Origin of the sequence: Halorientalis pallida (assembly GCF_049605515.1) — an archaeon.
In the GTDB taxonomy this organism is placed as follows: Archaea; Halobacteriota; Halobacteria; order Halobacteriales; family Haloarculaceae; genus Halorientalis; species Halorientalis pallida_A.
The window spans coordinates 2,909,866-2,928,214 of record NZ_CP187158.1 but is presented as its reverse complement, the minus strand read 5'-3'; the positions used below and the strand labels follow the sequence as shown (position 1 = coordinate 2,928,214).

The following is an 18,349-nucleotide window of genomic DNA, read 5'->3' as shown; positions in this document are numbered from 1 at the left end:
AGGCACCGAGCGGCCGGTTGGACGCGTCGGGCATTTTATGCCGGCGCGAGCGGTAGCGCCCGGTAATGTTCGATACCGTGGTGATCGCGACGGACGGCTCAGAGAGCGTCGAGCGGGCCGTCACCGTCGCGCTGGACCTGGCGGCGAAGTTCGACGCCGAGGTCCACGCGCTGTACGTGATCGACGGCAGCGACGTGGAGGGGTCGCCCGAACAGGTGCGGGCGGAACTGCGCGACGCGCTCGAAGACGCTGGCGAAGAAGCGCTGGAGACCATCGTCGATCACGCCGACCGCGAGGTCAACACCGCCGTCCGCGAGGGGAAGCCGGTCACCGAGATCTGTCGGTACGTCGACGACTTCGACGCGGACGTGATCGCGATGGGGACCCGCGGCCGCCACGGCGAGCACTCCTTTTTGCTGGGGAGCGTCGCCGAGGGCGTCGTCCGGCGGTGTCCCACCCCCGTCCTGACCGTCCGCCAGCTCGACGCCGACGAGGAACCCACGACCGGACTGGGTGCCTGACACCAGGCGGACCGTGCCCTTCTTGACGCCCGCCGCGTTGTGGGCGGTATGGACGACTGGCTCATCGACGACGAGCGGCTCTCTCTCACCCGGAAGTCACTGCTCCCCGGCGAGGGGTTCTTTCACCCGGACTCGGTCGCCGAGGCCGAACAGGAACGCGAGGCACGCGAAGCGCTCACCGACGCCCCCGCGGTGGTGATCGCCGACCCCGACGCCGACGGCCTGGCCTGTGTGGCCCTGCTCCGGGAACTGGTCGCCGAGGCCGCGCTGATCCCCGCCGGCCCGCGCGACATCGCGACCGCCCTGGAGTACGTCGCCGAGTACGCCGACCCCGAGATTCCGGTGTTCGTCTGTGACCTCTGTCCCGACGCCGAGACGGACCTGGAACACCTCGAACTGGTCGCCGACCGCGCCAGCGAGATCCACTGGTTCGACCACCACCAGTGGGACGCGGACGTAGGCGCGCGCGTGGACGACCTCGTGACCCGACGCGTCGTCGGCGAGTCCGACGAGGAGTGTTCGGCCGACGTGGTCGCCCGCTCGCTCGACGCCGACGTGCCCGAGTACCTCGCCGAACTCGCGGTCGTCACCCGCGATCACGACCTCTGGCTCCGCGAAGACCCCCGGAGCGACGACCTCGCGGACTACGCCTACTGGGCCGACCCCGAGGAGTACATCGAGACGGTCCGCGAACACGGCGCGGACCTCCCCGCCGAGGTCGAGGACTTCCTCGCAGAACAGCGCGTCGAGAAGGAGGCCCTCATCAAGCGGGCCGTCGACCGCGCGGAGATCCACGAGATCGGCGACTGGACCGTCGGCGTCACCTACGGCCGCTGTTCACAGAACGAGGTCGCCGAAGCGCTCCGCGAGCAGGGCACCGACGCCGCCGTCATCGTCAAACCCGCCGGGAGCGCCAGCATCCGCGGCACCGACGCGTTCGAGCGCGCCCACGAAGTCGCCGCGAAGGTCAACGGCGGCGGCCACCCCAAGGCCGCGGGCTGTAAGCCCGACATCTACGACGACATGCTGGACTACGCCAACCACTGGACCACGAGGGGCGCGGTCGCCCGGCAGGTCATCATCGAAGCCTTCCACGACGTGAAACGCGAGGTGGAAGCCGAGGAAAACGACGAGGCAGGCGTCGAGGCCGAAGAATAGCCGACTAGTTGCGCGTTATCTGCCGAGCTAGATCCCGTTGCAGTCGTGCGATTTCGGTCCCGAAACCGACTTTACCACCAGGCCGACAGGGTAGCCATGGCTTTCCCCTCGATGGTACGCGTCGCGTCGAAGCACCCGAAGCTGTTTCTCACGCTGCTCGGCGTCGTCGGCGTCGGTAGTGGGACGATACTGCTCCTGCAGGAACTGGTGCCGGACAGCGGTGCGGCGCAGGCGGGGCTGGTGATCGCGATGTTTCTGGTGTGCGCGGTCTACGTGGGGACGACCCACGAGGACTCCGAGTAGCTCAGTCCTCGGCGACCCACTTCTCGGAGTAGGTCGTGTCGCAGTCACACCGGGCGTAGGCGTGGATCACGTCCCCCTCGGCGTAGAGGCCGCCGACCTCCTCGTTCTGCTCCTCGGCGAAGGCGAAGACGAAGCGGGCGTGGTGGTCGCCGTCCTCGTCGGCAGCAGGACACACTCCCCCGGTACAACCCCGGTCGATCTCACCCTCGTTGCCCATCGCGGACTGGGCCAGCGTCATCGGATCGACGCCGACCGCCCGCTGGAACGCCGCCCGGCCTTCCTCGCCGGGGAGGATCAGTACAATGCCCCCCTCGACGCTCTCGCCGACCTTCGCGAGGCGGTCCATCCCCGAGACGGCGCGCTCGTCGAAGTACAGCAGTACGTCGTCGGGGCGCTCGCCCGCCAGAAACTGCTCGCGTTTCTCGTCCATGCCCGCTCTCGCGCGCGTGGACACTAAAGGAACGCGAAGGGGAGTCGTGGGGGTTGGTTTGCCGGGGCGTTCGTGGTGCGTCTCGTGGTGGCGCGCGCCGTCGAGTGGCCGAGCGACCGTGAGGACGCGAGACGGAAGCGCGAGGGACGAGCGAACGACCGACGGGAGTGAGCGAGTCGGCTGGGGAGGGTGTGGTACGCGGTAGCTGTCGCGGCGCGGGAGTCACCAGCATCCGGCGGCCGCAGGCCGCCGGTTCCCGGGATTCGCGCCAGCGGCGCGAATCCCGTGTTTTTCCCCACGTTTTTGCAAAGGGGGTTCGCGCGAAGCGCGAATCCCCCTGCAGTAAAAAGTGGGTTCCCTAGATAGTGAGAAAGCTGCTGACCATCGACTTCGTGAAGATAGCGATAACGGACCCGAGCCAGACGAGGATCACGAAGTGCATGTAGGCGTTGAGCTTGTGGCCGCCGTCGGTCTCCCGGATCATCAGCGAGGACAGCAGGGCGTTGAACACGATGACGACGATCAGCAGGAACTCGATCAGCGGGATGTTGTAGACGCTGGTGTTGATCAGCGAGTTGACGTTGAACTCGGAGGCGGTCGTCAGGTCAAGGCTCATGTTGGCGAGGATGTTGACGACCTGCAGGCCGATGAAGAAGGCGAAGGTCGCGGCCGCCGAGATCCCGTACAGCAGGCCGATCAGCGTCGTCGCGGCCTGGGACCGGCGCTGGCGCAACTGGAGGACGACGTTCATGTTCTCGGAGATGAGCTCACCCAGCTGTTTGGGCGAGCCACCCATCTCCCGGCCGATGAGGAACATCTCGGAGAACTTCTGGATCAGGTAGGACCGACAGTCGGCAGTGAAGTACCGCCAGGCCGAGGAGGGCTCGATCCGCATGTTCAACCGCTTGTAGAGGTCGTCGATATTCTGGGTGATCGCGCCGAAGTCTTTCTTCCGGAGCGTCGAGAGGACCATCGAGGTGGTCGACTGCTTGGCCCCCTCGGCGGCACCGAGCGCGCGGATGAAGGATGGGAACTCCTCGTCGCGGGCGGCGATGGATTTCTCGACGTTACGGACGTAGAGGCCGGGGATCAACAGCGGGGTGATCGGGACGGCCACGTACAGGGGCAGCGGGATCGAAGACAGCGGGAGGAGCATCTCGAGCGTGATCGGGCTGAGCCCCAACAGGCCGCCCAGCGAGACGAACGCCAGCACGAGCGTCAGGGAGACGCCGGTCGCGTAGACGGCGATCAGCTTCGTGTCGAGTTCGGTCGTGATCTCCTCGGGCTGGTACCACAGCGGGTCGTGGGGTGCCATCGTGCGAATGACGAGGTAAAAGCCCGTCTGGACGAAGATAAAGAGGAGAATGACGGCGCTGACGGTCGCGGTCGGGTTCGTCCCGGTCAGGATCGGGAGGACGACGGCGAAGACCAGCGCGAACGTCATCGAGAGGATCATCGACATGTACAGGTCCTTCATGACCTCCAGGTTCTCCAGGGAGCCGGTGTAGACGGTCTCGTAGTTCTGCATCACCTGCTCCTGTTCGGAGAGGAGGAAGTCCTCGAGGGGCTGGCCGGCACCCAGCGTGTAGGCGAGCCGGTCGAAAAAGTCCGCGAGGGCGTCGCTCGGCACCTGTCTGGCGCGGCGGCGGAGCGCGTCGTCGAGGCTCTGGTTCCAGGTGTCGACCAGCTGGACGACCCGGCGCATCTCGTCGGCCAGCGCCCCGTACTCCTCTTCCTCTGCCAGGGCCCGGAACACTTCCATGCGGTCGATCCGGGTGGTCGACAGCACGGTCATGTGCGTGATCACCAGGTGGAGCCGGTTGTTCAGCGCCTTCTTCTCCTGTGAGAGGAGGATCTTCGGGTAAAAGAGGGCGGCGGTGAACAGCAAGAGTCCCAGCAGGGGGACCGGCACCCGGACGAACGTCGGCGCGTTGATCAGCAGTGCGCCGACGACGGTCAGGAGCATGAAGCCGGTCGCCGGCAGCAGGATGACCAGCATGTACCGCCGCATCGGGACGTGCATCTGCTGATACGACTCCAGCAGGTCGTCGACGACACTGGCGACCGAGAGTCTGAGTTCTTCGACGGTGCTGGTCGATTCCTTCGAGGCCATGGTCAGGTCTCGCGGTGGATGTCGAAGGGGAGGCCCTCGATCCCGTCGCGCTGGAAGTCGGCGATCAGTTCGTTGACCTCGTGGTACCCCAGGACGCCCTCCTGGATGGCGCGCTCGATGATCTTCGCCCGGAAGTCCAGATCGTCGTAGATCTTCCGGGTGTCCTCGTACCCCAGCAGGGTCGCGATCTGTTCTTCGAGGACGTAGGAGTTGTTCATCCCCTGGAAGACGATCTCGTCCTCGACGGGGTCCCAGTAGAACGCCTGCCGGGTGACGACCCCGTCCATCTCCTTGGAGTAACCCTCGATCTCCTGGACGGAGGTCACCCGACGGAGGACCTCGTCGCCCTGCTTGACCCGGTTCTGGAACAGCGCCACGTCGGCCACGTCCATGAACGTCTCGGGGACGTTGATCGGGTCGCTGGTGAACCGCTGGATCATGCTGACGATGTCGCTCGCGTGGAAGGTCAGCATGACCGGGTGCCCGGTCTGGGCCGCCTGGAACGCCATCCGACCCTCCGCCCCACGGACCTCGCCGAGGATGATGTAGTCGGGACGCGAACGCAGGGCGGCCGCCACCAGGTCGAACATGTCGACCCCGGTGCCTTCCTCCTCGCCCTCGCGGGTCAGGAGCTGCTGCCAGGTGTCGTGGGGCGGGATGACCTCGGCGGTGTCCTCCGCGGTGTAGATCTTGGCGTCCCGGGGGATAAAGGCGAACGCGGCGTTCAGCGTCGTGGTCTTCCCGGACGCCGTCTCCCCGACCACGAACACCGTCTGCTCGTTCTCCAGGCAGAGCCAGAGGTACGCCGCGAGTCGCGGGCTGAGGGTGCCCCACTTGGTGATCTGGAACATCGACAGCGGCGTCTCGTCGCCCTGGCGGATGGTGAGGCTCGGCCCCTTGAGGCTCACGTCGTCGGAGTAGATGAGGTTGAGACGGGAGCCGTCGGGCAGGGTGGAGTCGACGATGGGGTCCGAATCGGAGACCGGGTCGCCGATCCGTTCGCCCATGTTCCGGAGCCACTGGTCGAACTCCTCGGGTTCGCCGAAGTCGACCGTGGTTTCGAGCATGCTGTAGACCGCGTGGTCGACGTAGGTCTCGTGGGGGCCGATGACGTGAATGTCCTCGTTGGCCGGGTCGCGCATGATCGGTTCGAGCGGCCCCAGGCCGACGATGTCGCGGTTGAGGATGTAGCGGATGTCCTCGTAGGTCTCCCGTGACACCTCGACTTTCCCCATGTCGACGACCGAGGAGAGTTTGCTCATCACGCCGGTGTCTTCCTCGTCTTTGATCCGGGTGGTCTCCTGGAGCAGTTCCTCGATCCGGTCGTCGTACTCGGCCTCGTCGGTCGGTGCGGGTTTGGTCACCGACTTCTGGAGGAGTTTGTCCCGAACCTGCTGGTAGACGGCCGCCTCGGTCTCGTCGAGTTCCGGTTCGATGGCGTAGTACTTGGTGTCCTGGCCCACGTCGCCGTAGATGTGGACGAAGATGGGGCCACCGACCGGGTAGAGGACGTTCGGCCGGTCGGTCTCGTACTCGTCGTCGGCCTCGTCGATGAACAGCGGGAACTCGCCCGTGATCTGCTTGAACTTCTTCAGGTGGTCCTGGAGGTGGCGCCGCCTGGCGGCGTACTGCCTGAGTTCGTCCGACGGCTGGGCGGTTCCGTGTTCAGTCATGGTTATGCGACGCTACGGCTCTCGATCACGATGCCGGTCCCCGAGCGAACGGAGTACCCGATGGAGTCACCGACCTGTTCACCCATCCCGGCGAACCGCTTCACCGAGATCTGCCGGCGCACGTCGTTGCCGACCTCGACCATCTCGAGTTCGAGGAACACGTCCGCGATGGAGCGGAACGGACCGATGGCCTCCTCGTCCAGCGTCGAGGGGTCGACGGTGAGGACGATCACCTTCCCCCGGGAGATCACGTCCCGGAAGAAGCCGATGATCTCCAGGGCGGCCTGGCGTTCCTCGTTCTGACGGACCAGCGCCTCGAACTTCGGATCGTTCCGGAGGATCGAGTCGAACGTGTCGATGATGATCACGTCGGTGCCCCACATCACTTCGGCCTCCATCAGACGCTTGAGCAGTTCCTTGCGGTCGCCCTCCTCCTCCTCGCCGCCGGTCAGCGTGTTCGTGTCGCCGATGTCGGCGTGGAGGAACAGGCAGTTCTCCTGCAGGAGGTGATCGACCATGTCGTAGGACAGCGAGTGCATCTGGTCGAGGAAACTCCCGACGGTGAGCTCGGTCGACAGCATCGTCACCGAGTGGCCCTCCTCACAGAGGCCGTAGGTGAACCGCTGGCTCATGGCGCTTTTCCCGGCCCCGTAGTCGCCCTCGACGAGGACGATACTGCCGGGCGGGATGCCGCCGCCGAGTTCCTTGTTGAGCCGGTCGTGATCCGTCAGGCCGAGCGAGTAGAGATCTTGTGTTGCGATGCTCATATGCGGAATCTAAACACCTCCTCGTCTTCGTTGACGATGACCTTCACGCGGTGGTCACCGGCCGTGAGCCCGCCGTTCGGACTGATCTCCAGCCGAACCACGTCGCCGGGGTTCCAGCCGTCGGCCCCGTCGAGCAGGGTCACCGTCACGTTGGTTTCGTACTGGCCGTCAACCAGCACGTCGATGGCTTCGGATTCGGATCGTAACTCCCGCGAGCCGGTGTTCTTGACGTAGATGGTGACGTTCTCCGTCGTCTCGTCGTAGACGGCGGCCGAACCGCTGTCGCTGATCACTTCGATGTCGGTCCGGACGTTCTCGCTGACCGATAGTCCGCGGTCGTCGATGGCCTGGCTCACCTGACTGATGCTGTCGGTGAACACGCCAGCGACGCTCGCGGCGATCACGATGGAGGCGATGAACAGGATCATGTGCGACACCGAGACGCTCGCCATCAGTCACGCACCTCCGTCAGCATGTTGACCCCCCCGTGATCGCCCGGGTTCCTGCGACGCCCGGGCCGGTGACGACCTTGACGCGCTCGGGCGTCCCGTCGACGGAGACGTTGAGCGACAGGCGCTCGGTCGGGAACCAGTCGCTGGTGTTCCCGTCGCCGTCGACGGTGGTCTCGGACTGCCAGCCCGTCCGGTAGACGCCGTCGACCAGCACGTCCGTGTCGTCGATCTCCAGCGAGGTCTGCCCCTCGTTGGTGACGTTGACCCGGACGGTGCAGGGCGTCGTGTCGATCACGTCGGCCGCCGTGACGGTGATCGCGGTCTCCTGCACGCGGTCGAAGCGCTCGTTCTGGCCCTCGCTGGCCTCACGAACGCGCTCGAAGGAGTTGGCCGAGGCGCTGTAGAACACCCCGAACGCGAGGAACGCGCCGACGACGATCACGGCGAACGACGAGGTCACGCTGACACCCATCTCAGTTCACCTCCGCCGTCCGGGCGACGCCGTTGCCGGTCACGACGGTCACCTGTGCCGGCACTTCGCTCGTCCGGACCGTGATGTTGAGCTGTTCGCCCGGCAGCCACAGCCACGTGTCGTCCTGGCCGGCGACGGTCGCCGACCCTTGCCAGTCGGTCACGTAGTCGTTCTCGATCAGGAAATCGGTCGTGTTGAGCGCGAGCGCGCTCGCACCGGTGTTCTCGACCAGCACCGTGAGCCGGTCGTTGGTGCCGACGTACTCCGTGGACGTGACGTTGATCGCGGTGTTTTCGGTCTCGAGGGCGTCGTCGGTCCGGGCGTCCTGTGCGTCGGAGACACGCTCGTGGCCGTCGGAGACGGCGCCGTAGAGGATGCCGAAGCCGATGAACATCCCGGCGAAGATGATCGCCGCCGAGCCGCTAACGCTGAAGCCCATCACCACCACCTCCACGGGCCAACAGTCGCATGGCCGCCCCGTCGGCGGCGTCCTCGCCCAGTTGGCTGATGTAGCGGAGACTCTGGGTGTGGTGATCGATCGTCAGCGATCCACCCGACCCGCCGCCGTCGTAGCCCGACAGGAACGACCGCAACTCCGCGGCGACCGACTCGCTCACCCAGTCGATCCGCTCGTAGTACTGGATGGCCTCGGCCGTCTCGCGCACGTCCGACTCCTCGACCAGGAACTCCAGCCACTCCATGACGATCAGATCGGCCGCGTACCCGTCCGGGAGCGTCCGAAGGTAGGGCTTGCCCGGCCCGTCGTCCGCCGCCGTCCCGTCCGTCTCGGCCGGACTCGCCCGATCCGTCGCGGCGGCGTCGGGCGTCGCGGCCGCGGGCTCCGGCTCCGGTTCCGGTTCGGGCTCCGAGTCCACCGCCGGTTCGGGCTCCGGGTCCGGGTCCATCGCCGATTCCGCCTCGGCGTCCGGTTCGGGCTCGGGTTCCGGTTCGGGCTCGGTCTCGACGGCCATCGCACCGGCCCCGTCGGCGGCCTCGTCTGCGTCCTCGCCGGCTTCGCCGTCGTCGTCGCCGGCCGACGGGAGGACGTCGTCGACATCAGTGGACTCTACCACGTCGGCGTCCGCGTCGTCCGCGGCGTCGAAGTCGTCGTCCAGGTCGTCGAACCCGTCGTCTTCGGCTCCCTCCCCGAATCCGTCGTCGAGGTCGTCGCCGTCGTCCTCGAGGTCGTCGGCGGGTTCGACCACGGGTTCGTCGTCGGCCTCGTCGTCCGCGGCGTCGTCGGGCTCCTCGCCCTCGGCCCAGTCGGCGTCGCCGGACTCGTACTCCTGTTTGAGTTCCTGGAAGGACTTCCCACCGTCGCCGTCACCGCCGTCGTCACCACCGTCGTCGAGGTCGTCACCACCGTCGTCGAAGTCATCGAAATCGTCGCCGCCGTCCTCGAAGTCGTCCATGTCACCGAAATCGTCCATATCGTCACCCTCGTCGTCGAAATCGTCGAAATCGTCGTCGAATTCGCCCATGTCGTCGCCGCCGTCGTCACCGTCGTCGACCACGTCGCTGACGCCGCCGAAGTCGTCGCCGACGTCCTCCACGCTGTCGTCGCCCTCGTCTTCCACGAGGTCTTCGTCGAAAAAGCCCTCGGCGTCGGCGTTGGCGATCTCGTCGTCGATCTCCTCGTCGTCGCCGTCGTCGTCGTCGCTGAACAGACCGAAACTGCCCTCCTCGAAGCCGCCACCGCCAGCGCCGGCCTGGATGTCGTCGGCGAAGGGGTTGACGCCGCGGGTGACCATCTCGTAGATGTCGAGCAGTTTCCGGATGTTCTCGTCCAGGTCCTGGACCTGCTCGCCGATCTGCTCGTTCTCGTTGCGGACGGTGTTGACCGTCGACTGGAGACTGCCGACCTCGTTTTCCAGCTCGTCCAGCCGGTTCTCCAGCTCGTCGGTGGCCGGACCGCCACCGCCGCCACCGTCCATGTCGCCGAATCCGTCGCCGCCGTCGTCGAACCCGCCGAGGTCGTCGTCGCCGCCGAGACCGCCCAGGTCGTCGAGGTCGTCGCCGCCCTCGTCGGCCATCAGACCGCCGTCGTCTCCCATGTCACCACCCATGTCGTCACCCATATCACCGCCGAGATCGCCCTCCTCGTCCTCGTCGGAGAGGATCGAATCGAAGACGTTCTTGATACTCATTCCGACCACGCCGCTGGCCAGGAGCGCCACCAGCGGGGCCAGTCCCTCCGGAACCAGCCCCTCCACGCCGGCGGCGAACACGAACCCAACCGGGCCCGCGGCGAGACTACTCATCACTGGCAGTATTCGCCCCTTACGGCCTTCAACCTGTCGCTTATAGTATCATGAGTGATACTCGTCAGACGCTTCAACTGGAGATTTCGGGCGAATTAGCCGAAATCGGGTTTCAGACACACCATCTACCGATAGGGCGTCGTTCCCGCTATAGGGAATTCTGTTATCATCGATAGAAACACCGCTCGTTTAAGTACCCCCGGTCGACTCAGATCGTCTTGCTGCCCTTGTTGGCGCTTTTGACCGTGAGGTCACCGGACGCCCCGTCGAGGCGGAGCGAGCGGCCGTGGTCGCCGCCCACGTCTTCGCTGACGAGGGGGACGCCGAGGTCGTCGAGGGTCGCCTCGACCTGTTTCATGTTCCGGACGCCGATGCCCGACCCGTTCTCCGAGAAGTCGAGCATGTCGCTCCCGCCGGCGACTTTCGCGTGGACGCTGTCGCGGCTCGCGCCCAGTCGCTCCATCTCCAGCAGGAGCGTCTCGATACCGGTATCGGCGTACTTCGCGACGTTCGGATCCTCGACGCCGTCGGCCGACGGGAGCATCACGTGGACGAGGCCGGCGACGCCAGCCTCGTCGTCGTACAGTGCGACGCCGAGACAGGACCCCAGGCCGCTGGTCGTCAGCGTCGCGTCGCTGGTCGTCACTTCGTACTCCGCGATGCCGACCTTGACCCGTTCCTGTTCGGGACTGCTCGCCGTACCCGTGCTACTGTCGTATACTTTCATTCGAAGATCGTTTCGACGTCCGGCTCGGTCTCGTCTTTCCGTGCGACATCCAGTTCCTCGAGCGCCTGCCGTAGCTCCGCGTCGTCGGGGAGGGCGTGGATCTCACAGCCGAACTCGAGGTCGGCCGTCTGCATGTGCGACTCGATGATGAAGGCGTGTTCCTGGTTCTGGCCGACCTGGGCCGCCAGCGGGTCGATGATCGCCCGCCCCATATCGTGGACGACGCGGGGTGGCGTGTGATCGACGGAGGTCTCCAACACGTTCGCCCAGCCGTCGATGAACCCGCTGGTCATGATGTTGCCCATCTCCTCGATGGCGCTCTCGTGCATGTCGGTGAAACCCTCGCCGTCGGGCTCCATCGGCATCAGCGCCTCCGCGACGTTCATCGCCGACTCCTCGTCGAACAGGATCATCAGGTAGCCGCTCGGCGTCCCCGAGAACTCGACGGCGGTCCCGACGTAGGACTTGTTGTCAACCTGTTTGGGCACGTCCTCGACGGGCGCGAAGCTGATCTGGGTCACCTCCGCGTCGGTCTCGATGCCGGTCATCTGCGTGACGTTGGCCGCCGCCGTCGCGGTCCCCTCCTTGGTCATCTCGTTGAACACGGAGAGTTTGTCGACCGGGACGGCGTCCTCGCCGGTCCCGCTGTCGGCCATCAACTCGGTGAGCTGGTCGTAGGCCGGCAGCATGTAGATGTAGAAGTGCAGGTCCTCGCCCGGCCACTCGATGTGGCTCTTGAAGACGAACACCTGCTCGTTCGGGTCGTCCGCGGCCGGCAGCACGTCCGCGCCGGTCGCCTCGACGTACTCCGGCGGCGAGTGTTCGATGGTCGCTCCGAGGAAGTCGGCCCACCCGTCGATGAAGCCGCTCATCATGATGTTGCCGATCTCCTTGACGCTCGACTCGACCATCTCGTCGCCGGCCGCACCGCCCGGCAGTGCCTCGACGATCGGCCCAGTACAGGCCTCCTCGAAGACCAGCGTCGTGTCGCCGACCAGCGCGCCTTCGAGATCGAACCCGATGCCGACCAGATCCTGCCCGGCGAGTTCCTCGCCGATGTCGGCCCGGTCCATGAGGGTGATCTTGGTCACCTCCACGTCGGCCTGGATGCCGGTCATCTGGGCCAGCATGGCGGTCGCTTGCTGGGCACCCTCGGCGGCGAGCTGGTTGAACGTCTCGAGCGACTGGATGTCGACTTCCATCCTACGCCCCGACTGCGTCCTCGATGGCCTCGATCACGCTGGGCTTCTGGAAGGGCTTGGTGATGTACCCGTCCGCACCGGCCTTGACCGCCTCTTTCATCTTCTCCTCCTGCCCGACGCTGGTACACATGATGACCGTCGCCTCCGGGTCACCGTTCTTGATCTCGTCGGTCGCCTCGATCCCGTCACGGATGGGCATCACGATGTCCATCATGACCAGGTCCGGCCGCTGTTCTTTGTACACCTCGACCGCTTCGACGCCGTTCTCGACCTCGCCGACGATCTGGTGGTCCTCCTCCAGAATCTCCCGTAGCAGGTTCCGCATGAACTCCGAGTCGTCCGCGATCAGTACCTCTGACATGGTTACCGGTTCGTACTTCGAATATCGGGATAAACCCTTCCGTCAGATTATCGCGTTTGAATACGGGCTACGACGCGTGACGTGGGTATTCGTCGCACGGAAGGGGGCGGGTGACGGGACGAACCGTTATCAGTTCTGCAGTCGCCGGCGTCACTCGCGGACCGGCACGGTCACGTTTCGCCGGTAGACGGTCCGGCTCTCCTCGAAGCTCTGGACCCGGACGACGACGGTCGCCCGATAGCTCTCGTTTCGGATGCGCGCGTGTGGAAACGCACGGTCGTCCATCCGGAGCGTGACGCGGCCGTCGACGCGTTCGTCCAGCGGTTCCGTCACCGAGCGCTCGAAACCGAGTTCCGGGACCGAGACGAGATAGAGCACCCGGGGCCGGTCCTCGACCTGTCGCACGTCGACGACCGCCGGGGGAATCCGGAGGTAGGAGACGTTGGTCCCGAACCGCCCGGGCGTGATCGCCAGGTCGGCGGTCGGGTCGCCGACGATACTCGCGTTGGCGGTCCCGTCCCCGAGTTCGGCCGCGCCGCGGGACTCCGGCGTGAGGTCGACGACGCCGACGAGCGGCCCCGACAGGACGAGGACGACGAGAACGACGGCGGCGGTACCGAGCTGGAGGTGCCGGACCGACGGCGACGAGCGGTCAGCCATGTGTCGCCGGCGTCGGTGGCCTCACAGTTTGAACCCCTCGTCCTCGCGGATCTCCTCGAGCAGGTCGGCGATGGAGTCCTCGGGCGAGAGATCGGTCGATTCGAGCGTCCGGACGATGGCGTCGGGCGGGTACCGGATCGGGACGTTCGCCTCCATCAGCAAGATTCCGAGCACCTCCTCGACCGGCGTGTTCCGGTCGATCTGCTGGGCGTACCACATGACGAGGCTCTCGAATATGGTGACCACGTCGTTCGAGACCATCCGTTGCTGGGAGACCTCGCCGTCGAACGCCGCGGTGATGTCGAACCCGTACCGCGAGTTCGCCGCTCGCATATCGTCGGTGAGCCACTCGTGGACGGTCCGGGCCGTGAGTTCCGGTTCGGGATCGGGTTCGGACTCCGGTTCGGGCGGTGCCGGGGCCGACGGCGCGCCGGCCGGCCCGGGATCGGTGTCGGGCTCCGGCGGCACGGGCCGGTCGCTGGCCGTGTCACCCTCGATCTGGCCGGTCGGCTCGGAGCCGGTGTCGGCGATGGGATCACCCGACGAGACGACGTAGCGGCCGTCGTCGAGTTCCTTGACCCGTTCGTCCTCGGCGATGTCGAGTTCCTCGGGTGAGAGGACGGGCCCCTCCTCGGGGTCACCGCCGGTCGGCTCCTCGTCTCGGCCCGGGGGCATGCTAGATTCTGCCGTGACCGAGGGCAATAATTCCGTCGGTGGGTTCAGTCGTCACTGGCCGGTCTGAAGAAAACGAAAAGTGCGCGACCGGGTTACAGCGTGGCGGCCGTCTGCCCGCTCAGCGACTGGGGCACAGTGAGCCGCACCGTCGAGGCCGAGCCGTCCTCGGTCGAGACGCGGAGCGTCACCGATTCTCCCTCCGACAGGAAGGCGCCGGTCCCGATATCGGAGAGGTCGATCGTCAGCCGCATCCGGTCGTCCGGACTGTTCACGATCGTCGCGGAGCCGTCCTCGTCTTTGATCGCCGTGATCGTGAAGCTCCCGTCGTTGGTACCTTGACCTTGGTTCGCCGCCTGCTGTGAGACGATGTCGTAGGTGTTGGCGTCGGAGACCCACTGGATCGTCACGTCTTCCAGGTCAATGTCCTGTGCGCCGGGTGCCTTCGTCACCGTCAGGTCGACCTGCCCGATCGTCACGTCGTCGGGCGCGTCACTGGTGACGACGCCGGTCTTCGCGACGACGTCCAGCCGGTTGGTCACCTGCTGGCTCGATTGCTGCCCCGTCTCTTCTGACTGGCTCTGCAGGAAGCCGGCCGTGTTGATCAGGACGCCCGCCGCGATCGCGGCGACCAGAACCATCGCGATGAACACGATGAGGGTCCCGATACCGACCTGACCTCGGTCTTCGTCTTTGCTGAATATCTCGAACATGGCTATGTTACCTGTGCCCGAGCGACCGTCACGGCCGTCCCGGACTCTACACTGACAGAATCAAGTCTTGGTAATAAACCTGACCTGCCAATTATCGAGTCTGAAAACGGGCGATTAGCTGTCGATTACAGAGATTTGTAACGCCAGTCTGGAGAATTTCGATATGATAATCGGATTCAGACTGCAGTTTTATCGATGATAATACCGGCTTCGTCCGGCGGTTTGATCGGGGAGGGCGCGGGAGCTGCGATCACTCGTAGGTGACGAGGCTGTACATCACGAACAGGTACCCGAACGTCGTCAGCCCGCTGTTGACCATCAACAGCCACCGAGTGCCCTCGAAGTCGTTGATGAACGCACTGATCATCGTCGCGGCGGCACCGGCAACGGCCAGCGAGAAGCCCAGCGAGAGATGCAACATCGCCTGTCGTGACGTTTGTACGTACGCGCGTATGGCCATGCCGACCATCGTCAACCCGGCCACGACGAAGACCAGGGTGGAGGCGGCATAGAGGATTTCTACTGTCATCACAATCTGTCCCTACGACAAGAAATGGCAGACCCAACCTTAAATCCACCCTTGAAAATATCTGTGTTGATAACTACCCGTTACAGCGGGGCAAGAATCGCCCGACGGCAGCGCCCCTCGTTTCCCCCAGCGGATCGAGTGCTGAAATTAGCTCTCCGACAGCGTCCGCCACGCCTCGTCGAGTTTGTTGGTGACTTCCGACCGTTCCTCGACGGCCACGGACAGCTCCCCCGAGAAGTCCACGGTGATCTCGTCGACGTTGCGCCGGTAGACCTTGATCCGCCGCCGGTCGTCCGAGAGGATGTTGTCGTGGAGTTCGAGCAGGTCGTGTTCGGTCAACTCGTCGATCCGGCGGTAACAGGTGGCGATGGGAATGTCGAGTTCCTCACTCAACCCCTGTGCTGACTGGGGCTCGTCGGTCGCCTCCAGGATCTCGGCGCTGTACTTGTTTCCAAGCGTTCGTAGAATCTCAGCAGGTGGCATTGATTATCAGATAATGAATTTGCCCAATTATAAAATTGACGGGTCGAACGACGGATCGAAACGGGCCCGATACCCCGGGCGCAACCGCGGATTTCAGATCCTCGTAACCGGACAGGAGCCAGTTACACCCGTTATCGAAGCGAATAACGGGCGACAGAGCCGCTCAGATCGGCGATTCGTCTTCACTCATCATCGAGAACGCGCTGGCGTTCTGATGGACCGTGATCCCGCCGTGTTCGATCTCCATCGGGAAGATGTCGGTCTCGATGTTCTGTTTGCGCATCTTCGCCACCCAGACGTAGCGGTTGACCCCCGACTCGGTGGGCGTCTGGATCAGGTAGATGTTCCCGTCGGTGAGGTAGTTCTCCAGCCCGATGTCCGTGTCGGGGAACACCGCGCCCTGTTCGTTGGTCATCAGCGTCGTCAGTTCGTTCTTCCGGAGGATGTCGGTGAACTTCAGCAGGTAGGTCCGTTTCTCCTGTTCGTTCTCGAAAAAGAGCTGGAACATCGTCAGCGAGTCCAGCACCATCCGCTGGTACTCTTCGTCCTGGATGTCGTCGAGCAACAGGTCCAGCGAGGAGGTGAAGTCGTTCTCCCGGAGCAGGACCTGCTTGTCGAACACCTTGATGTCGCCGCTCTCGACGTAGTCGGCCCAGTTCTCGAAGCCGATGGACTCGGCGGCTTCGCGGATGTCTTCCTCGTTTTCCTCGAACGAGAGGTAGATCCCCTTCTCGTCGAACATCTCGACGCCATTGTAGATGTACTGCAGCCCCAGGATGGACTTCCCGGCCCCCGGATTCCCGCTGACCAGCGTCGTCGAGTTCTTGACGATCCCACCGTTGAGGATCTGGTCGAGTCCGTCGATCCCCGTCTTCGTTAGCTCGATCATGTTCCCTTGGAGAGGCGTATACGCCGCGAATTAAAAAAGGGTCCGCCGTGTGGGCAGAAAAACCTTGTTCTCTAACTGGTCGTCAACGGCGGCCAGACGTGGGCTCGGGGCTGTATCTGGGACGGTCGGACCGCTCACTTGTGGACGGCCTGCGGATCGACCCAGATGACGAACCCCTCCTCGTCGTCGTCCTCGTGGTTGATGACGCCCCGAACCGCCTCGCGACCGCTCTCGGGCGCTTCCTCGATGGTGTCGGGATCGAGCTTGACGACCTGGTGGACCTCGTCGACGAGCCATCCGGCGGCTTTCCGGTCGGCGATGATCTCGGGGTCGAACACGATGATCCGCTGGGCGTCGGCGTCGGCCCCGTCGATGTCGAAGATCGTCTTCGGGTCGACGATGGCCGTCGTGCGCCCGCGCAGGTCCATCACGCCTTTCACGTAGTCGGGTGCGTTCGGGAGGCCGGTCAGTTCGCCCACGTCGACGATCTCGGTCACGTAGTCGATGTCGACGCAGTACGTCTCCGGCCCGAGTTTGAACTCCAGTACCTGCCCCGTCGCCTCGGCGGTGTCCGTCGGTGTCGCCTGTGACATAGTAGAGTCGACCGTCGAAGTCGGTCTACTCCCAACTGAACGCGGATCCGGACTTAAGACTGCCCCCTGGGCTATCACATTTGATTACGGGGGCGGTGTCTTTATTGGGTGCTCGCGGATACCACCGGGACAGAACTCACGGATGCCGAAACGCCCGACGCGGACCGACCGTCTCGCACACGCAACGGCGACCGTCGGCGACGCGTCCCCCCGTCGCGACCGACCGGCCGGTTCCCACGGAGGGAGCTGAATGGCACGGGCGACCCGGGCCGTCGTCACCGACGATTCCCACTTCATGCGGAGCGTCATCTCCGATATGCTCGAGGAGAGCGGCGTCGAGGTCGTCGCGGAGGCACGGAACGGTCGCGAGGCCGTCAGCGCCGTCCGCGAGCACGAGCCCGACGTGGTGACGATGGACGTGGAGATGCCCGAGATGAACGGCATCGAGGCCGTCGAGGAGATCATGGCCACCACGCCCACGCCCGTCCTCATGCTGTCGGCCCACACCGACGAGAACGCCGACGTGACCTTCGAGGCCCTGGAGAAGGGCGCGGTCGACTTCTTCACCAAACCCGGCGGGGAGGTCTCGATGGAGATGTCCCGGCTGGAAGACCAGCTGGTCGAGATGGTGCAGTCGGTCGCCGAAGTCGACGTGAGCGTCGGCCCGGGCACCGACGCGACCACGCCACAGGAGGCCTACACCGAGGCCGTCGAGGCCGCCGAAACGGCGACGGCTGGCTCGGCCACTGGGGCCGACTCCGGCACCGTCGCGGAGCCGGCCGCCTACGTGGACAACCCGACGCTGTTGCTCGGGTCGTCGACGGGAGGCCCGACGGTCGTCGAGCGGATCATGGCGGAGTTACCGCTGGAGGCGGACCTGCGCGTGCTGATCGTGCAGCACATGCCCGACGGCTTCACGGGTCGGTTCGCGAAGCGCCTCGACAGTCGCAGCGACTACGACGTGGCCGAGGCGACCGACGGCGCACGTATCGGCGGCGGCGAGGCGCTGGTCGCCGCCGGCGGCAAGCACATGGAGGTTTCGAACTACGCACGCGGGCGACTCCGCGTGGCGCTCACGGAGGCACCGCCGGAGAACAGCGTTCGGCCGGCCGTCGACGTGACGATGCGCACCGCCGCCGACTGCATCACCGACCCGATGGTGGCGGTCATCCTGACCGGCATGGGAACCGACGGTGCCGACGGCGTCCGCGCCGTCGCGCGAGCGGGCGGTCGCGTGATCGCCCAGAACGAGGCGAGTTCGGCAGTGTACGGCATGCCGAAACGAGCCGTCGAGACCGGCGTCGTCGACGACGAGCTCGCACTGGAGTCGATCACCGACGCCGTACTCGACGCGCTTACGGAGGCCTAAA

Annotated in this window: 22 protein-coding genes; 4 read left to right on the top strand and 18 right to left on the bottom strand. The window is 65.2% G+C overall.

Annotation, left to right across the window (positions count from 1 at the left end; all coding sequences use genetic code 11):
- Window positions 1-65: 65 nt before the first annotated feature.
- From ACOZ4N_RS16700 to ACOZ4N_RS16690, 3 genes are all read left to right on the top strand, one after another.
- On the top strand, window positions 66-521 hold the full coding sequence (locus tag ACOZ4N_RS16700; protein WP_424017489.1) for a universal stress protein: 456 nt from the start codon (window positions 66-68) through the stop codon (window positions 519-521).
- Window positions 522-569: 48 nt separating this feature from the next.
- Window positions 570-1,679 carry a DHH family phosphoesterase gene (locus ACOZ4N_RS16695; protein WP_424017488.1) on the top strand — a complete coding sequence of 370 codons (1,110 nt, stop codon included), beginning with the start codon at window positions 570-572 and terminating at the stop codon, window positions 1,677-1,679.
- A 111-nt stretch (window positions 1,680-1,790) separates the two neighbouring features.
- Window positions 1,791-1,982 carry a hypothetical protein gene (locus ACOZ4N_RS16690; protein WP_424017487.1) on the top strand — a complete coding sequence of 64 codons (192 nt, stop codon included), beginning with the start codon at window positions 1,791-1,793 and terminating at the stop codon, window positions 1,980-1,982.
- A 1-nt stretch (window position 1,983) separates the two neighbouring features.
- Here the strand turns inward: ACOZ4N_RS16690 and ACOZ4N_RS16685 are convergent, their stop codons facing one another.
- From ACOZ4N_RS16685 to ACOZ4N_RS16600, 18 genes are all read right to left on the bottom strand, one after another.
- Window positions 1,984-2,412, bottom strand: coding sequence for a DUF5807 family protein (locus ACOZ4N_RS16685; RefSeq protein ID WP_424017486.1), 429 nt, complete (start codon window positions 2,410-2,412; stop codon window positions 1,984-1,986).
- A gap of 358 nt (window positions 2,413-2,770) precedes the next feature.
- Complete coding sequence (flaJ, locus tag ACOZ4N_RS16680) at window positions 2,771-4,525, bottom strand: archaellar assembly protein FlaJ (protein ID WP_424017485.1); 1,755 nt, start codon at window positions 4,523-4,525, stop codon at window positions 2,771-2,773.
- A gap of 2 nt (window positions 4,526-4,527) precedes the next feature.
- Window positions 4,528-6,198 (bottom strand): type II/IV secretion system ATPase subunit, encoded by a 1,671-nt coding sequence (locus ACOZ4N_RS16675; protein WP_424017484.1) that lies wholly within the window; start codon window positions 6,196-6,198, stop codon window positions 4,528-4,530.
- 2 nt (window positions 6,199-6,200) lie between these two features.
- Window positions 6,201-6,965, bottom strand: coding sequence for an ATPase domain-containing protein (locus ACOZ4N_RS16670; protein ID WP_092690932.1), 765 nt, complete (start codon window positions 6,963-6,965; stop codon window positions 6,201-6,203).
- A complete protein-coding gene (locus ACOZ4N_RS16665; protein WP_424017483.1) occupies window positions 6,962-7,417 on the bottom strand; it encodes a flagellar protein G in 456 nt (151 codons plus the stop codon). The genes ACOZ4N_RS16670 and ACOZ4N_RS16665 overlap by 4 nt, the downstream gene beginning before the upstream one ends.
- A 16-nt stretch (window positions 7,418-7,433) precedes the next feature.
- Window positions 7,434-7,889 carry a hypothetical protein gene (locus ACOZ4N_RS16660; protein WP_424017482.1) on the bottom strand — a complete coding sequence of 152 codons (456 nt, stop codon included), beginning with the start codon at window positions 7,887-7,889 and terminating at the stop codon, window positions 7,434-7,436.
- A 1-nt stretch (window position 7,890) separates the two neighbouring features.
- Window positions 7,891-8,328 (bottom strand): flagellin, encoded by a 438-nt coding sequence (locus ACOZ4N_RS16655; RefSeq protein WP_424017481.1) that lies wholly within the window; start codon window positions 8,326-8,328, stop codon window positions 7,891-7,893.
- Complete coding sequence (locus ACOZ4N_RS16650) at window positions 8,312-10,150, bottom strand: FlaD/FlaE family flagellar protein (RefSeq protein WP_424017480.1); 1,839 nt, start codon at window positions 10,148-10,150, stop codon at window positions 8,312-8,314. The genes ACOZ4N_RS16655 and ACOZ4N_RS16650 overlap by 17 nt, the downstream gene beginning before the upstream one ends.
- 208 nt (window positions 10,151-10,358) lie before the next feature.
- On the bottom strand, window positions 10,359-10,877 hold the full coding sequence (locus ACOZ4N_RS16645) for a chemotaxis protein CheD (RefSeq protein ID WP_424017479.1): 519 nt from the start codon (window positions 10,875-10,877) through the stop codon (window positions 10,359-10,361).
- A complete protein-coding gene (locus tag ACOZ4N_RS16640) occupies window positions 10,874-12,079 on the bottom strand; it encodes a chemotaxis protein CheC (RefSeq protein WP_424017478.1) in 1,206 nt (401 codons plus the stop codon). The genes ACOZ4N_RS16645 and ACOZ4N_RS16640 overlap by 4 nt, the downstream gene beginning before the upstream one ends.
- Before the next feature lies 1 nt (window position 12,080).
- Entirely contained in the window at window positions 12,081-12,440 is a 360-nt protein-coding gene (gene cheY, locus ACOZ4N_RS16635) for a chemotaxis protein CheY (protein ID WP_129069963.1), read from the bottom strand.
- Between the two features lie 150 nt (window positions 12,441-12,590).
- A complete protein-coding gene (locus ACOZ4N_RS16630; protein ID WP_424017477.1) occupies window positions 12,591-13,100 on the bottom strand; it encodes a hypothetical protein in 510 nt (169 codons plus the stop codon).
- A gap of 21 nt (window positions 13,101-13,121) precedes the next feature.
- A complete protein-coding gene (locus ACOZ4N_RS16625; RefSeq protein WP_424017476.1) occupies window positions 13,122-13,775 on the bottom strand; it encodes a DUF7500 family protein in 654 nt (217 codons plus the stop codon).
- A gap of 92 nt (window positions 13,776-13,867) precedes the next feature.
- Window positions 13,868-14,485, bottom strand: a complete 618-nt coding sequence (locus ACOZ4N_RS16620; RefSeq protein WP_424017475.1) for an archaellin/type IV pilin N-terminal domain-containing protein — start codon at window positions 14,483-14,485, stop codon at window positions 13,868-13,870.
- Window positions 14,486-14,735: 250 nt separating this feature from the next.
- Window positions 14,736-15,014 (bottom strand): DUF7521 family protein, encoded by a 279-nt coding sequence (locus ACOZ4N_RS16615; protein ID WP_129069959.1) that lies wholly within the window; start codon window positions 15,012-15,014, stop codon window positions 14,736-14,738.
- A 147-nt stretch (window positions 15,015-15,161) separates the two neighbouring features.
- Window positions 15,162-15,497: an ArsR/SmtB family transcription factor gene (locus tag ACOZ4N_RS16610; RefSeq protein WP_077206592.1), complete on the bottom strand. Its 336-nt coding sequence runs from the start codon at window positions 15,495-15,497 to the stop codon at window positions 15,162-15,164.
- Between the two features lie 163 nt (window positions 15,498-15,660).
- Window positions 15,661-16,386: an RAD55 family ATPase gene (locus ACOZ4N_RS16605; protein ID WP_424017474.1), complete on the bottom strand. Its 726-nt coding sequence runs from the start codon at window positions 16,384-16,386 to the stop codon at window positions 15,661-15,663.
- 134 nt (window positions 16,387-16,520) lie between these two features.
- Window positions 16,521-16,979 carry a chemotaxis protein CheW gene (locus ACOZ4N_RS16600; RefSeq protein WP_424017473.1) on the bottom strand — a complete coding sequence of 153 codons (459 nt, stop codon included), beginning with the start codon at window positions 16,977-16,979 and terminating at the stop codon, window positions 16,521-16,523.
- Between the two features lie 250 nt (window positions 16,980-17,229).
- On the opposite strand from ACOZ4N_RS16600, the gene cheB reads away from it, so the two are divergent.
- Complete coding sequence (gene cheB / locus ACOZ4N_RS16595; protein ID WP_424017472.1) at window positions 17,230-18,348, top strand: chemotaxis-specific protein-glutamate methyltransferase CheB; 1,119 nt, start codon at window positions 17,230-17,232, stop codon at window positions 18,346-18,348.
- Window position 18,349 lies beyond the last annotated feature (1 nt).

Excerpts from the sequence above, each read along its gene's own strand:
- ACOZ4N_RS16700 (WP_424017489.1), top strand. The coding sequence starts at position 66 with ATGTTCGATACCGTGGTGATCGCGACGGACGGCTCAGAGAGCGTCGAG.
- ACOZ4N_RS16695 (WP_424017488.1), top strand. The coding sequence starts at position 570 with ATGGACGACTGGCTCATCGACGACGAGCGGCTCTCTCTCACCCGGAAG.
- ACOZ4N_RS16690 (WP_424017487.1), top strand. The coding sequence starts at position 1,791 with ATGGTACGCGTCGCGTCGAAGCACCCGAAGCTGTTTCTCACGCTGCTC.
- ACOZ4N_RS16685 (WP_424017486.1), bottom strand. The coding sequence starts at position 2,412 with ATGGACGAGAAACGCGAGCAGTTTCTGGCGGGCGAGCGCCCCGACGAC.
- flaJ (WP_424017485.1), bottom strand. The coding sequence starts at position 4,525 with ATGGCCTCGAAGGAATCGACCAGCACCGTCGAAGAACTCAGACTCTCG.
- ACOZ4N_RS16675 (WP_424017484.1), bottom strand. The coding sequence starts at position 6,198 with ATGACTGAACACGGAACCGCCCAGCCGTCGGACGAACTCAGGCAGTAC.
- ACOZ4N_RS16670 (WP_092690932.1), bottom strand. The coding sequence starts at position 6,965 with ATGAGCATCGCAACACAAGATCTCTACTCGCTCGGCCTGACGGATCAC.
- ACOZ4N_RS16665 (WP_424017483.1), bottom strand. The coding sequence starts at position 7,417 with ATGGCGAGCGTCTCGGTGTCGCACATGATCCTGTTCATCGCCTCCATC.
- ACOZ4N_RS16660 (WP_424017482.1), bottom strand. The coding sequence starts at position 7,889 with ATGGGTGTCAGCGTGACCTCGTCGTTCGCCGTGATCGTCGTCGGCGCG.
- ACOZ4N_RS16655 (WP_424017481.1), bottom strand. The coding sequence starts at position 8,328 with ATGGGCTTCAGCGTTAGCGGCTCGGCGGCGATCATCTTCGCCGGGATG.
- ACOZ4N_RS16650 (WP_424017480.1), bottom strand. The coding sequence starts at position 10,150 with ATGAGTAGTCTCGCCGCGGGCCCGGTTGGGTTCGTGTTCGCCGCCGGC.
- ACOZ4N_RS16645 (WP_424017479.1), bottom strand. The coding sequence starts at position 10,877 with ATGAAAGTATACGACAGTAGCACGGGTACGGCGAGCAGTCCCGAACAG.
- ACOZ4N_RS16640 (WP_424017478.1), bottom strand. The coding sequence starts at position 12,079 with ATGGAAGTCGACATCCAGTCGCTCGAGACGTTCAACCAGCTCGCCGCC.
- cheY (WP_129069963.1), bottom strand. The coding sequence starts at position 12,440 with ATGTCAGAGGTACTGATCGCGGACGACTCGGAGTTCATGCGGAACCTG.
- ACOZ4N_RS16630 (WP_424017477.1), bottom strand. The coding sequence starts at position 13,100 with ATGGCTGACCGCTCGTCGCCGTCGGTCCGGCACCTCCAGCTCGGTACC.
- ACOZ4N_RS16625 (WP_424017476.1), bottom strand. The coding sequence starts at position 13,775 with ATGCCCCCGGGCCGAGACGAGGAGCCGACCGGCGGTGACCCCGAGGAG.
- ACOZ4N_RS16620 (WP_424017475.1), bottom strand. The coding sequence starts at position 14,485 with ATGTTCGAGATATTCAGCAAAGACGAAGACCGAGGTCAGGTCGGTATC.
- ACOZ4N_RS16615 (WP_129069959.1), bottom strand. The coding sequence starts at position 15,014 with ATGACAGTAGAAATCCTCTATGCCGCCTCCACCCTGGTCTTCGTCGTG.
- ACOZ4N_RS16610 (WP_077206592.1), bottom strand. The coding sequence starts at position 15,497 with ATGCCACCTGCTGAGATTCTACGAACGCTTGGAAACAAGTACAGCGCC.
- ACOZ4N_RS16605 (WP_424017474.1), bottom strand. The coding sequence starts at position 16,386 with ATGATCGAGCTAACGAAGACGGGGATCGACGGACTCGACCAGATCCTC.
- ACOZ4N_RS16600 (WP_424017473.1), bottom strand. The coding sequence starts at position 16,979 with ATGTCACAGGCGACACCGACGGACACCGCCGAGGCGACGGGGCAGGTA.
- cheB (WP_424017472.1), top strand. The coding sequence starts at position 17,230 with ATGGCACGGGCGACCCGGGCCGTCGTCACCGACGATTCCCACTTCATG.